Origin of the sequence: Variimorphobacter saccharofermentans (genome assembly GCF_014174405.1) — a bacterium.
Lineage (GTDB): Bacteria > Bacillota > Clostridia > Lachnospirales > Lachnospiraceae > Mobilitalea > Mobilitalea saccharofermentans.
Genome location: NZ_JACEGA010000001.1, coordinates 1,786,025 through 1,800,679, shown reverse-complemented (window position 1 = coordinate 1,800,679; position 14,655 = coordinate 1,786,025). Strand labels below are relative to the sequence as shown.

General features: G+C 34.9%; 12 protein-coding genes. 1 reads left to right on the top strand and 11 read right to left on the bottom strand.

The window, feature by feature from the left end; translation table 11 throughout:
* Positions 1-17 precede the first annotated feature (17 nt).
* From H0486_RS07875 to H0486_RS07850, 6 genes are read right to left on the bottom strand one after another with little or no spacing between them, the layout of a single operon-like run.
* Positions 18-3,161: a type III restriction-modification system endonuclease gene (locus H0486_RS07875; RefSeq protein WP_228352479.1), complete on the bottom strand. Its 3,144-nt coding sequence runs from the start codon at positions 3,159-3,161 to the stop codon at positions 18-20.
* Between the two features lies 1 nt (position 3,162).
* Positions 3,163-5,004, bottom strand: a complete 1,842-nt coding sequence (locus H0486_RS07870; RefSeq protein ID WP_228352478.1) for a site-specific DNA-methyltransferase — start codon at positions 5,002-5,004, stop codon at positions 3,163-3,165.
* A gap of 1 nt (position 5,005) precedes the next feature.
* Positions 5,006-5,854: a toll/interleukin-1 receptor domain-containing protein gene (locus tag H0486_RS07865; protein WP_228352477.1), complete on the bottom strand. Its 849-nt coding sequence runs from the start codon at positions 5,852-5,854 to the stop codon at positions 5,006-5,008.
* Entirely contained in the window at positions 5,855-6,466 is a 612-nt protein-coding gene (locus H0486_RS07860; RefSeq protein WP_228352476.1) for a DUF4391 domain-containing protein, read from the bottom strand.
* A gap of 14 nt (positions 6,467-6,480) precedes the next feature.
* Positions 6,481-9,720 carry a helicase-related protein gene (locus H0486_RS07855; RefSeq protein ID WP_334298881.1) on the bottom strand — a complete coding sequence of 1,080 codons (3,240 nt, stop codon included), beginning with the start codon at positions 9,718-9,720 and terminating at the stop codon, positions 6,481-6,483.
* A 17-nt stretch (positions 9,721-9,737) separates the two neighbouring features.
* Positions 9,738-9,920: a DNA-binding protein gene (locus H0486_RS07850; protein WP_228352474.1), complete on the bottom strand. Its 183-nt coding sequence runs from the start codon at positions 9,918-9,920 to the stop codon at positions 9,738-9,740.
* A 685-nt stretch (positions 9,921-10,605) separates the two neighbouring features.
* Here H0486_RS07850 and H0486_RS07845 point away from each other — a divergent pair.
* Complete coding sequence (locus H0486_RS07845; RefSeq protein WP_228352473.1) at positions 10,606-10,764, top strand: hypothetical protein; 159 nt, start codon at positions 10,606-10,608, stop codon at positions 10,762-10,764.
* A 285-nt stretch (positions 10,765-11,049) separates the two neighbouring features.
* On the opposite strand, the gene tsf is transcribed toward H0486_RS07845, so the two are convergent.
* The 5 genes from tsf to H0486_RS07820 form a co-directional block, all read right to left on the bottom strand.
* Positions 11,050-11,982, bottom strand: coding sequence for a translation elongation factor Ts (tsf, locus tag H0486_RS07840; RefSeq protein ID WP_228352472.1), 933 nt, complete (start codon positions 11,980-11,982; stop codon positions 11,050-11,052).
* A 48-nt stretch (positions 11,983-12,030) separates the two neighbouring features.
* Positions 12,031-12,789 carry a 30S ribosomal protein S2 gene (rpsB, locus tag H0486_RS07835; protein WP_228352471.1) on the bottom strand — a complete coding sequence of 253 codons (759 nt, stop codon included), beginning with the start codon at positions 12,787-12,789 and terminating at the stop codon, positions 12,031-12,033.
* A 147-nt stretch (positions 12,790-12,936) separates the two neighbouring features.
* Positions 12,937-13,524, bottom strand: a complete 588-nt coding sequence (locus tag H0486_RS07830) for a hypothetical protein (RefSeq protein ID WP_228352470.1) — start codon at positions 13,522-13,524, stop codon at positions 12,937-12,939.
* 72 nt (positions 13,525-13,596) lie between these two features.
* Positions 13,597-14,289 (bottom strand): DUF6115 domain-containing protein, encoded by a 693-nt coding sequence (locus tag H0486_RS07825; RefSeq protein ID WP_228352469.1) that lies wholly within the window; start codon positions 14,287-14,289, stop codon positions 13,597-13,599.
* A 13-nt stretch (positions 14,290-14,302) separates the two neighbouring features.
* Positions 14,303-14,611, bottom strand: a complete 309-nt coding sequence (locus H0486_RS07820) for a hypothetical protein (RefSeq protein WP_228352468.1) — start codon at positions 14,609-14,611, stop codon at positions 14,303-14,305.
* Positions 14,612-14,655: the final 44 nt, after the last annotated feature.

Here is a 14,655-nt window from a genome sequence, read left to right as displayed (position 1 = left end):
AACATCCTCCTTATCAATTATTTTGCAACTTTCTTCTCAATTGTAGGCATAATGTTCAATAAGCTTTGATAACTATCTACATCATGGTAAACAACATTTTCTGTTGAAATCTCATTAAATAGTTTTCTCGCACATGATATCTTTGCCTTTTCAATCGGTCTAAGCTGTAAGCTCTCCATTGTTCCCTTAGTTTCAGCAATAAAGAAGATATGCTTTACGCTACCAGCATTAAATGCTATTGCCCAGTCTGGACTATAATTTCCAACTGGTGTAGGAATCGAGAATCCCTTTGGTAATTTAGCATAAACACATACTTCTGAAGCTCCATCAAGGTCTTCTGCAAATTTACGCTCTATAGATTTATCAGCAATACCATCTGTAAATACATATGGTTGAATATGTTTCTCTGCTTCGAAAGCTTTATCAATACTTGTATGCTTCTCAGCTGTAAAGATAGAGCTATCATACTTTCCTTCAAGCTGGTCATATGAAATATGTTCTACAATCATTGTAGCTTTTTGCTCTTTAATTAGCCTTGCAACCTTTGTGATAAATTCCTCTGGATTATTTCTATACATAGCAAATCTATCTATACGGATACCCTTAAGAATCGCTGCAACTGTTTTTCTTGTAAGAACCGTTGCTTCTGCAATCTTTCCAATTAAATCATATTTAATCTGACTTGTTTCAAAATGTCTAAGTACTGTTGTACCAGATTTTACCCCTTTGAAAGAATCACCGGATTTAATTGCATCCGCTGACATGGTATCCTTCTGTTCCGATACAGATGTTGTGTACTGGAGCATTGATACATAAAGCTCATTATCAATAGCAACTATAGACTTCTGAATCAGCTCATTACTGTCAAATGAAACAGTATAAGCATACCTATGGTTAATATAACTCCAAAGTGTCTGAAATTCTTTTTTGTAGAAGTTATCATTGAGGTCATTACTTGGTATCTTGGTTTCATTACCATCACCAATCATTTCATCCAGAATCTTTTCATTGAATACACTCTGAATCAACTTATGAATGCCTTCTGCATATGCAACTAATCTTTCTGGCAATACTGCAAGATTATTATTCTCTAAGTCGATATGATACTGCTCAGTAATACGGTCTTCGCCATCCATGGTTACATAATCGTTCTTTATTAGATACTGATAAATCATAGTTGCTTGCTGGTCAGTAATCTTCTCAACTGCACCATTTACCAAAACAGTCTTTCCTTGGAAATAATCTTTTGTTGCTCTTCTTGGCCTTTCGTAAAGTGCTCCCCTAATTTGTTTCTGAAGGTCAGTAACAAATTCCTTATAACTTTCACTTGCAATAACGGTAAGTTTATTTACCTTATGCACCTGTGCAATTCCAAGGCTCTGGTTATCCATACGGAATCCATCTTGATTTACACAAAGTCGCAAGCCTCTACCAACTTCTTGCCGCTTAACGGTAGTACTTTCACTATGCTTTAAGGTACAAATCTGGAATACATTAGGACTATCCCATCCTTCTCTTAAGGCTGAATGTGAAAAGATAAATCTTGTTGGTTCCTTAAAGCTTAATAACCTTTCTTTGTTCTTCAAAATCAAATCATATGCTGATATATCATCAGAAAAATCTGAACCTCTCTTTATATGGCTATCAACAGCACGACCTTTTTTATCTATACTGAAATATCCCTTATGGGTATCAGCAACATCAATTCCCTTAAGGTAACGCTGATATGGGGTATCAAATACTGTAATGTACTCATTTACTACATCGTTATATTCCTGTTCGAACATCTTTCCATATTCGCCAAGAAGCTCCGCACCATCCTCATCATACTGGCGATATTTCGCAACTTCATCAATAAAGAACAGCGATAAGGTCTTAATCCCCCTATTGAATAGCTCTTCTTCTTTTTCAAGATGTGATTTAATTGTCTCTCTAATTTGGATTCTTCTCATATCTTTTTCAGATACATCACCAACAACATCTCCCCTACGAATCACTTCACCATTGGTAAATGTTACTGTACCTGCAATAGGGTCAATCTCGGATATACGATAACCTTTATACTGCTCCATGTTCTTTGAAAGCTCGTATAAATTATCATCTACTTCCAGTATCTTTGGCTCTCTGTTAATAGATTTTTTATATGCAATTTCAAATTCAATTTTTGCTTTAGGAGCATGCTTAGGAGATACGATAATATCCTCTAAATATAAGTATCTATCAGTACCACGGAAATTCTTTACCTGGAATCCTTTTACTTCAATCTTCTTAACAAGTCTCTGATTATAAGCATCTACTGCATCCAAAGCATATACAAGATTATGATGCTGTGCGTGAGTAGCTGAATAGTTTAAGCAGAATAATGGATTAAAATTCTTTAAAGCCTTCTGTGTAGCATCTCCACCCATTTTCTGTGGTTCATCAAGGATGATAATAGGATTATTGGCTTTAATAACATCAATCGGTCTTCTACTACCAAATTCATCTCTTTTATCATAAATAATACGAGCTTCTTTGCTCCTTCCACCTTCCTTCATAGAAGTATTGAAAGCTTGCATATTTATTATCATCACATTGATTCCAGAATTACTTGAGAAAGAATCAAGCTGGTTCAAATTACTACTGTTATAAACAAAGTATCTGACTTTCTTATGGTATTGTTCCATAAAGTGGTCCTGTGTGATTTCAAATGACTTCTTTACACCTTCTCTTATGGCTATAGAAGGTACAACTACGATAAATTTTGACCAACCATATCGCTGATTTAATTCATACATAGTCTTGATATAAACATAAGTCTTACCAGTACCAGTCTCCATCTCAACATCCAAAGAACAAGCTCCTAGATTATCTACCAATGAATCCGATACCATTAAATTATTGGACTGCTGTACTTCTTTAATATTTGATAACAAAGTATCTGCTGATATCATAAGTGTCTCATTCTTAAAGCCAGACTCATCAAAATCGTCAGTGAAACCAATTGTTTGCTGTTCTCCATCCATAGCAAATGACGCCTGTGAATACTGTTGAATTTGATGTTTGTTGCCAATATCACGCCTATAACTTACTTTATCTTGGTAAGGCTGACCCTTAAAAACATTTACAACACTATTAACTGCATCGGTCTGATATTGCTGTATTTTAAAATTAAATTTCATATTACAGCACCTTCCTTACAGTCTCTGGACTATATGTTGCAAATATCTGCTCAAAATTAGTTGCAACACTATCATTAGCCATAGAGCTATCTCTAAATACAGCATAGTATGGTTTCTGCTGTGCTACAGCCTTAACAGTTTCCTCTGTAACATCTTTATCAAAGCAAGCCATAAGGAATCCGTCAGCTACACTAAATACTTTCTTTCCAGCAATTTCAGTTTCTTTGATTTTACTTGATAATAATACACCAAGGTCAAGCATCACCTGGAACAGAAGATCTTCTGGTGTTCGGTCTTCCTTAATATTGTCAGCATAGAGGTCAAATAATGTCTGCTGTGTTACAGCTGGACTATAATATACATCCTTCATATTAGAGGAATCAATTTCAAAAACTCTCATTCCTACATCAATATTCGATTTTTCTTTAACTTCTTTTGATACTCTTCTGATTCTTTCCTCACCGATTTCGCATATTGTTCTATAGCCATTTTCATATGCTTCCATTTTTTCTGAAATAACTTCTGGTAACTGAACTAAAATATACTTACGATGACCTGAATTCTCTGCATTATATTCCATCAGTGCTTGTGCAGTTGTTGATGACCCTGCAAAAAAATCTAAAACAATTGCATTATCATCATCAAATGTAATCATTCTAAGCATTCTATCTATCAATTCCAATGGTTTTGGTGTGTCAAATGTCGCCCCTCCCATTAAAGTTTTTAATTTTGATGTAGCATTCGACATTAGTCCTGCATCATCCCACCAAGTAGTTGTTGTTCTTCTGGTAGCTGCCGCTGTTGTTTTATAATATTTCTGATATAGACTATTACCACGTTTAACAACATATCCTTGGTCATATTTTTCCTGCATAGTTTCCTGTGAAAATCTCCAATAACCTTTAATCCCAAGAAACTCATAATAAGGATTTCCTTTTTTAGCACCTCCTGGTCCATCTACAGGTACTAACCTATACTCTCCTTTTCCATCATTATCATCATAATCAAACTTATCTAATATTGGGTCTAGACCTATCATCTTTCTTTTTTCTTCTAATACAGTAATGTCTTTTGCATAAAATAAAACTGTATTATGATTAGGTGAAATAATTTTATCATTCGATACAGAAGCTCTTGATTTATGGCAAATCAAAGCAACTCTATTTCTTTCACCAAAAATTTCATCCATCATTTTAACCAGATTTGTACTTTCATTATCATCTATACTAATAAAAATAGCTCCATCTTGTGACAATAGATTCCTTGCAATTTTCAATCTCGGATACATCATATTCAACCAATCTGAATGAAATCTACCATTGGTTTCTGTATTTTGAACCATTTTGTTTCCAACATCATCTTTTTGTCCAGATTTTTCTATATATTCATCCTCATCTTCAACAAATTCATCACTATAAATAAAATCATTTCCTGTATTGTATGGTGGGTCTATATAAATTAACTTTACTTTATCCAAATAAGTTTCTTGCAATAATTTCAGAGCATCTAAATTATCCCCTTCAATATATATATTTTCAGTATTATCAAAATCAATACTCTTTTCCCTCTTTGGACGGAGTGTCATAGAGATAGGGTCATTTGCCAACACAACCGATTTCTTTTTATCTGGCCATGTAAATTGATACCTTTCATCATTTCCTTCAACAACCTGACATGAAATTTCCTGTCTAAGAACATCCGCATCTATTGCCCTTTCAACAACAGGCTTACCATCTTCATCATATCCTGTAATGGTCTCTGTTACCGCATTAGGAAACAACTTTGATAACGTCTCAAAATTTTTATCAGCAATATTTGCTGTCTGCATATCTAACTTATCCATATCATCCCTCCAGTAATTTCTTCATTTCTACAGCAATTTCATTTATTGTCATCATTGCAGTTGATAACGCTTTCTTGTTTGCAATAATCGAACTGTAATTTAAAATTTGCTGTTTAGTAATGTTATGCCAAATAGGTAATAAAAACTTGCCATTTATACTCTCTAATTGAAAAAGTCCATCAAGTTCTGCTTTAGTCCAGTATTTTTCAGGAGCTATATAATTAGGTGAGATAACTGCGATTCCGAATTTTGAATTTTTAAGTCCTTCATCAATCTTGGCTCTCATTGAATCTCCCCAACCTATTTTTTCTTTATCGTACCAGACCTTAATACCAAGGTTTTGCATCTCGGTCACAAAACCATCTACAAAACTCTCTTTATCTTCCCATGCATGAGATACAAAAACATCATAGTTTTCTTCAGATTCTTGATAAAAAGAACTTTTATTTTCAACATGAACTGTAATTTGATTCATCAGCTCATCTATACGACTTTCATATGATGCCTGCATTTTTTTAATAGTATTCGCCTGTTTCTTATCTTCCTGTTGTTCTTCTTTTTGCAATTTTAAGTATGCTTCATTCCTCTTCTTTCGTTTATCAACAATTTTCTTTCCATAATCAGCACTATCTTTTGTTTTTCTGGTTAATTCTTTATTCCAATTAGTTATCTGATTCGTTTTACTCTTGATGGTAGCTGCCGACTTTGTTCTTCTTATTTGATTTGCCGCACTGTCAATTTTACTATTAAGGTCAGCTATCTTTGAATCAACATCTGCTTTTTTCTTTTCTAAATCTGCGATATCCTTGTCAAGAGAATTTACATTTCTCTGATACTGCTCTACTGACATTTACGCCTCCTCCAATCTGTTCTTATATTTTTTTATCTGCTGGAACAACTCAAATTTCTTCTTTGATTGGGTTTCCTTTCGTGCCTTTCTCTCCAAATCATCAATCTGTTTTCTTAACTTTTCTTTTTCAGATTCAAGGCTTATCTGCTCTACTAAGGTATTTCCAATTTCTACACTGATGCCAGATACCTGCATAACAAAATTATCCCAGACAGTACCCATATCCAAACCATTAAGTTTCAAGCTGAAATCTTCTTCATTATTCCATTCACTTTTTAACAGTTTAGTTTCATAAATAGCTAGCTGATACTGTTCTTCATAATGCAGCACTATCAACAGATTTTGACCGAACAGCTTCGATATCAGAATTATATTTCTGTCATTATAGTCCTTGGTTTTTAGCTCTACCTGTGCCACAAATATAGAAGATACTTTTTCTGCAGCCTTAATATTTACAGAAATTTCCGATATTTCATTTATAATTATGATTCTACTGATATCAGCATCAAATCTTTCTTTTTTGTCGCCACTAAGTTCGGTGGCAAATTTTGAATAAATCAGTTTCTTGTGTACTGGTTTTCTAATCTCAGTAGATTTCGGTAAATCAAACACATAACCACCCCCGCTTATTTAATTACCAGGAAGCTAATAAGTTCAAAATCATCAAGTCCTCCAATCCTCTCTGACATGAAGCTCATTTGCTTACCACTAAGAAAGCTATCCATTTCACTCTCATCCTTTAATTCAATAATGGATGCAATAGAATCCCCCAACAGTTCAGAATACTTACCCATCTTACGACCATCATCAGTTTCCTCGTTAAATACAGTACATAACTGTTTATCAGGCTTTTTCTTTCCCTTACAAAGTAACCTAAACGAGTCTAACATTTCTTTTGGCGAAAGATGGTCTATGATAACCTCACCATCGTCAGACATATAAACTATGTAGAACGGATGCAGTCTGTTCTGGCTATTAATATTTACCTCATTCTTAAGATTCTTTAAGACAAAGATTACTCCAGATGGAAGCTCATCTGTAGCTGCAACAACAGCATTCATACCATGCGGTGCTTTTCCAATTTCTGGATGCGATTTTATATAATCAAGTAAATCTAGTCTGAATTCATTTAATCCAAGGTCCATAATTGATATTCCTGAAGACATTTCTTCAATATCTACAACCTCTTCCTGTAACCTCTTAAGCTGCTGCTTTCTATATTCGAGGTCTCCTTTTTCTTCCGGACTAAGGACATTATCATCACCAGTAGCTGTCATATCTACAATTTTCATACGCGTTTCTACTCTTGCTTTTAGATTGATATACTCATCCAATGTTATATCTGGCCAGAAGTTTACGAGCTGAATACATTCATTCTTACTTCCTATACGGTCAATACGCCCAAATCTCTGTATAATACGGACTGGATTCCAATGGATATCATAGTTAATAAGATAATCACAATCCTGAAGGTTTTGTCCTTCAGATATACAATCAGTTGCTATTAAGATATCTATCTCAGCCTTTTGATTTGGCATTAATAAGTCTTTTCCTTTGGATATTGGAGAAAAACATGTAAGAACTGTATTAAGGTTTGCATATAATCCTTTAATAGTTGTTTTACCATCTACTGAACCAGTAACAATTGCTGTATCTAGATCAAACTTTTTCTTTACATATACACTTACAGTGTCATATAAATAACCTGCTGTATCTGCAAATGCTGTAAATATAATTATTTTCTTATTACCTGGGTTAATTGGATGCTCTATCTTATCATCAATAACATCAAAGAGTTCCTGTAATTTACTATCATGAGCTGGTGTTATATCAGCAATCATTGTAAGTAGTAAATCAAGAATTTCTTTATCATTTTTCAATTCACGTTTCCATGACTTATAATCCATATCTGCAAGGTCAATCTTTACCTTACGCCCAATTACAAAAATATCATCGTTCTGATCATCTTCATCAAACTCTGTATTTGATAAGTCTTTTAATTCTAGAGAGTTTTTTCTCAGACCATGCTCAAAATCATTAATATCTTTGATGGTTCCGGCTATCAGTTCTTTAATACGTTTCAATGTTAATCGGAATGAATATACAGAACTTTCCATTCGTTTCATAAGATTAATAGACATAAGTCTTCTAATACCTTGCTCACGACCAGACTGAGTAAGTCCACCTTTAACATAGTTTGAATCATACATATCCATGTATTTTTCAATTTTACTTGGAAGAATATAATCCGTTGGTGTATAGATACAAAGCTGCAATAAGCTTATTTGTTCATATATTTCATTATAATTAATTGCATTATCCAAATCTGTAAGACCTGGACGTTTTGATATTGGAGCATTTCTCTTAGGGAATGTCCCAATCTCAGAAGTATCATAATATTTCTGAATATGTTTTCTTGAACGTGCAATTGTTACACTATCAAGCACCTCAAAGAAATCAAAGTCAAGCATCTTTAGAAGCTTACTAGTAGTACGGTCTTCTGGTTCCCATTTGCTCCAATTATTGAATGCAGTCTGAGCCTGCTTAAAAATATCTTCAATACTCTTCTTAGTATTTAACTTTTCATCCAGTATCTGGCTTTCCCCCTCGTATGCGAGAGCAATCTGATTCTTCAAATCAATAAATCTGTTATTAACTGGTGTAGCTGAAAGCATCAATACCTTAGTTTTAACACCCTTGCGGATAACTTTATTAAGAAGTTTTAGATACCGATTTTCTTTCGCATCCTCTCCAATTACTTTTCCACCATTACGGAAATTGTGAGATTCATCAATTACAACAAGGTCGTAATTACTCCAATTCAATCTATCTAAATCGAGACCATTCGATGAACCTCTGGTTCTGCTTAGGTCAGTGTGAAATAGTACATCATATCGCAATCGATCAGCTGCAATAGGATTATTTATATAGTTATCTTTGTATGTATTCCAGTTATTTGCCAGCTTCTTAGGGCACAAAACAAGTACTGATTTATTACGGTTTTCATAGTATTTGATAACCGATAAGGCAGTAAATGTTTTTCCAAGTCCCACTGAATCCGCTAGAATACAGCCATTATACTTTTCCAGTTTATTAATAATAGCGAGAGCTGCATCCTGCTGAAAATTATAAAGTATTCCCCATATCTTGCTTTCTTTAAAACCAGTAGCTTCATTAGGAAGTACATCTTCTGATACATCCTCAAGGAATTCATTAAAGATGTTATAAAGTGTTACAAAATATATATAATCTGGTGAATTCTCATTATATACAGTTGTAATACTATCAACCACTTCATTCGTAACTTCCTGTAACTTAGAATCATTATTCCAAATCTGTTCAAATAGTTGCAGATATGCTGTACTCATAGGAGTATCTGATTTTTGAACCATATAGTAAGCATTATTACCACGCTCACAACCAAGGTCGACTGTTGTGAAACCGTTCAGTGGCATATAACTCTTATCATCTACATTCATGAAACCCATCATATTTTCATTTGTAATATTAGACTTGAATATAGCCTTTTTTCTTATCCACTCCGCACATTCTTTAGCAATAGCTTTCTGGTTCATCTCATTTCTAAGTTTTACCTCAAACTCAGAACCATACAGATTACGCTCCCTTTCTTGACGAGGAATATAAAATTCTCTTTTCTCTTTTTTTGCTCTTTCTTGTACAAAAGTAGGTGAGGTAAAAATAAAGCGTAGCTCATCCAGATTCTTTAATTGTTTCTTTAATTCTGCAAAAGCATAAATAGAAAAGCAAGCGGCTGCTATAGATACCTTACTGTCTTTTTGAATTTCAACTGTTAAATCATCCTTAAGTGTCTTGTTGACGTTATCGATAAGCTCCAATCCGTTCATCCCCTTTCAATAGTACTCTATTGTTCTGGTTTAATCTTTTTGTACCGAGCATCAGCCGGCTTTTCTGCCTCAGCTGGTATTAGCCAAGTTTTACCTTTCTTAATCACTCCGTCAATACGACCTTCTAGGCAAAGAGTACCAATTCTTCTGGGCGTAATATTCCACTTTTCAGACATCTCTATTGTTGTTAAATATTCCATCGCTATTTCCTCCGTCACTTCTTCGACCTATTTTAACATTCTTCCATATCTTTCTCTCTTTTCATTCAGATATTTACATTTTTGTTCCATATGATTAATTATATTTATAACCAAGATATAGCTATGAATATAAAGTACATAATTAATATCATTATATTCTTTTATCGGAATAATAGCAAATATATTTTGGTACTTAGTACATGTTTCCACTTGTACCAAATTATTGTAATCATATCCCCTGTTTCCAAGAGTTTCTTTTAAATATTCTTCATTGTTTGGTAGTAAGTTTGTCGTAAATCTTGACCTTTGTTTTCTCAATCCCGTATAAACACGGGGTTTACTTCTCCAAGGTCTTCATCATCGGTAAATGAAATAGTTCCATTCACGTATTATATAAAGTAAACGCTCTCTTTCTCAATTAGCGAATATGTTGAATAATGATTCTAAACAGTAACATCCTAAAATGAAATTCTTACACTTAATCAGCAACTTATAAACGGTATTCGCCATGTCATTAATTTATGGACTATTCTTTTTATATCTACTATAATTATTATGGGTGTGAATCTATGATTTCTTACAAAGAATTATGGAAGCTACTTATAGATAAGAAAACGATGTAAAGTTAATTGGCAAGAAGGTGCTATAAAAGCTTATATTTAATAAACGTAAAGGTGGTGTCTAAATGAGCGAAGAATTTGATAGTATCATGAGGGGACTGCAGGAAGCAGTGGATGATGCACAGGGAAAAACATCCTTGGAAAGGGAAATTGTACAAATTGTTGATATGAAAAGCAAAATCAAAGACAGCCACCCCGATTTTTTAGAAACTCCTGATCCATAGTAAAGTGTGATGGGCTGCCACTGATGGACAAAGAAAATGATTTTAATTGTATATTCTGCGGAATTTGCGTAAACTTCGCCAAAGATTGTTGTACGCAAATTCTGTTTTGCGTATACGCAAATTTTACGCAAATCGCTTCAAGTTTCCATATCGATTCACGAGGTTTTACGAGGTTTTTAAATAAATATTAAAGAGGCCCTAAAATCCCGTAAACCGCATATATGCGATAGTTACAGGCTTTTAGAGCCTCATACTTACTCATTATTAAATTATACTAAATTAACATTACTGACCCATTTGTTTTGCTACTTCTTCGGCAAAGTTCTCGGATTTCTTCTCAAGTCCTTCACCAGTTTCAAAGCGTACAAAACGTTTTACAGAAACAGGAGCTCCAACCTGCTTGGATACATTTGCAAGATACTGACCAACGGAAAGATCACTATCCTTTACATATACCTGATCAACAAGACAGAATTCCTTTAATTCTTTATTTAAACGACCTTCCAACATCTTTTCAATGATGTTCTCAGGCTTCTTAGAATTAGCAGGATCATTCATAATCTGAGCCTTTAAGATGTCCTTCTCATGTGCAATGAAGTCAGCAGGAATTTCAGACTGATCCACATACTTCGGAGATAATGCTGCAATCTGCATTGCAACATTCTTCGCTGCTTCCTGAACTTCAGCATTGTTAACGCTACTCTCGATTTCAACAAGAATACCAATTCTTCCGCCGCCATGGATATAGGATACTACAAAACCATTCGCAGCAGTAATCTTCTCAAATCTTCTGATGTTCATATTCTCGCCAATAATTGCGATCATAGAAGCTAATGCTTCTTTTACAGTCTTGGAATCATCCAAAGACCATTTCTCAGCCATAAAGGTATCCATATCGTTAGCACTTGACTTAGTGATCTGTGCTGCTACTGCTGCAACAAAATCCTTAAACATTTCATTCTTAGCAACAAAGTCAGTCTCACTGTTAACCTCAACGATAGACGCTTCTTTTCCATCTGCACTAACGTTGGTATCAACAATACCTTCTGCTGCAATTCTACCAGCCTTTTTCTCTGCAGCTGCAAGACCTTTTTCTCTTAAGAACTCAACTGCTTTATCCATATCGCCATCTGTAGCTGCAAGAGCTTTCTTGCAATCCATCATTCCGGCACCTGTCATTTCTCTTAACTCTTTTACCATACTAGCGGTAACTTCCATCGTATTATTCCTCCATATAATAAAGAATTGTATTAATCGATCATTGCATTATTCTGCAATAGCTTCTTCCATCTCTTCTTCAGCTTCTGAGCTAGCAGCATCTGCATCAGTATCGGTTAATTGAACACCCTGATTTGCTTCAATAACAGCATCTGCCATCTTAGAAACAATCAGTTTAACTGCTCTGATCGCATCATCATTACCAGGAATTACATAATCCAATTCCTCAGGATCACAGTTAGTATCTGCAATACCAATCAAAGGAATACCTAATGTATGTGCTTCCTGAATACAAATTCTTTCTTTCTTAGGATCAACTACGAAGATAGCATCCGGGATTTTCTTCATGTTCTTGATACCGCCAAGGTTTTTCTCAAGCTTCTCCCATTCCTTCTTCAACTCTATAACTTCTTTCTTAGGAAGAACATCAAAAGTACCATCCTCTGACATTCTTTCGATTTCTCTTAATCTCTCTACTCTGCTCTTGATGGTCTTGAAGTTCGTTAACATACCACCTAACCATCTCTCATTTACGTAGAACATACCGCAACGTTCTGCTTCTGATTTTACAGCATCCTGTGCCTGTTTCTTAGTTCCAACAAAAAGAACAGTACCTCCTTCTGCAACTACATTCTTAATTGCATTATAGGCTTCATCAACTTTACCTACAGATTTCTGTAAGTCAATAATATAGATGCCATTTCTTTCTGTGTAGATGTATTCCGCCATTTTGGGGTTCCATCTTCTTGTCTGATGTCCAAAATGTACACCAGCTTCCAATAATTGTTTCATTGAAATTACGCTCATAATTTACCTCCATTTGGTTGTTTTCTTCCGCATATATCATTTCCTTTCCAGACCATGATTTCAAGGCACCATGAAAAGAATCAATATGCGTGTAATTTGACTACGAAATTATATCATAACATCATGTGGATGGCAAGGACTATTTTATCATTTCGTGATTGTATTAATAATTTCTTCATAGGATGCTCCCTTGGGTAAAGTATACGTCCCAACTCGTATGACATTCGCTTTACCATGGTCTATGATATATTTATTAAATTTGCTTGAATCCTCAATAATCCCTTTTTCTTGCAACAAAGTAGCCACCTTAGCCGATGACATTCCACTCTCTACCGTAAAGGTGATCTCCTGACCGGTTGTTATATCTGTAATCTGTGTATTATCGGAAGGCGTAACAGGTTGTGATGTCGGTGCAGCCGTCGGTTCTTCATTGGGTTCTGTGGTAGGAGCAACCGTTGGAGTTATGGTCGGTTGTGGACTTGGTTCTATTGTAGGTGTTGCTGATGGACTTGTTGAAGGGTCCAATATGGATTTATCAGAAGGAACGATATTCTCCAGTACTTTGTCTAAAGAATCATCACTGTTCTTAACCTCGGCCATCTCCATCCCTAATGCCATGGCTCGTTTCTTAATTTCTTCATCGGACAACTTCTCTTTATTCCCGCTTACCGATAATATGAGAGTCGTCAGAATGATTCCCATCCCAAGTCCTCTCATATAGTATTTTAGCTTCATATTCTATTTACACCAACTTTCAACTTATCTTGAGGTACCAATGTAGGTTATTATATTTTGATACTTTATGACTTATTTTTTCCCTCTATACAAGTCAATAACTAACTTAACCTCACCCTGACCTAATCCCAATTGTCTTGAGATATCCAATACAGTCATGCCTTGTGCATTCAATTCCAATATACGATCTTTATGATCGATTGGATTAGGTGTTTCAGAAGTATTTTCCGATTCAACGTTGGGGTTACTACCAACCTTATCCTTTTTCGCCAGCTGTGCTGCCTGAGTTTTGGACTTAGCTACCCCTCTGCTACTGGTATGCTTAGCTGTCTGGACCTTCTCCTGTTCCGCTTTACCTTCCATCATACTCTGGACCATTCTTCTTGAAGAATCAATCTCCCTTACTGCTGCTTTTAATTCTTTTTCTTTATCATTAAGCATGTTATAAAGAAATACTACTTCTTCATGATTATGCTTAATTTTTTCTAATATCTGATCCGAAAATTCACTGACAGCCATAATCTTCTCATTCGATATTTTGCTTAAGGCATCATCAGTGCGAATAATGGTTTCTTCACGTGATTCTGATAAGATCTCTTCCACTTTCTTCATTAAATACTTCTTATCTTCCTCTGTTATACTGCCCTGAACAGGTATTATTCTTTCGCTCCCCTGATCCTTCTTTTGATTATGATCTACGAGAACACAGCTGATTATCACCACAATAATACCGATAATGATTAGAATGATTTCTAATAAGTTCATTATTCCTCCAGCATTAAATCAATATGTCAAAACCTCCGCTTCTTTTCGGCGGTTCCTTTGATTTTTTATCATTTTTTTCTTTCTTCTTTTTCTTGTTCTCTTCGGAACTATAATATTCATTGTTCCCTTTTTCTTTAGCATCATAACGATACTCGTTATTTTCTGTCTTTACAGTCTCTTTTGGTTTCGAAATCTCCTTTCGAACCAGATTCTGAAAGTTTTGAATCCCCTGGTCTTGTAAATGCTGTGCTCTCTGGCTTTCCATATGCCTTATTTGGGAAGCTTCCTGAGTTCTTACAATATCAATAGGATTAAAAGACATAATCCATCCTCCATTTCCGAGCTTCAGACAGCCCGTAACTGATC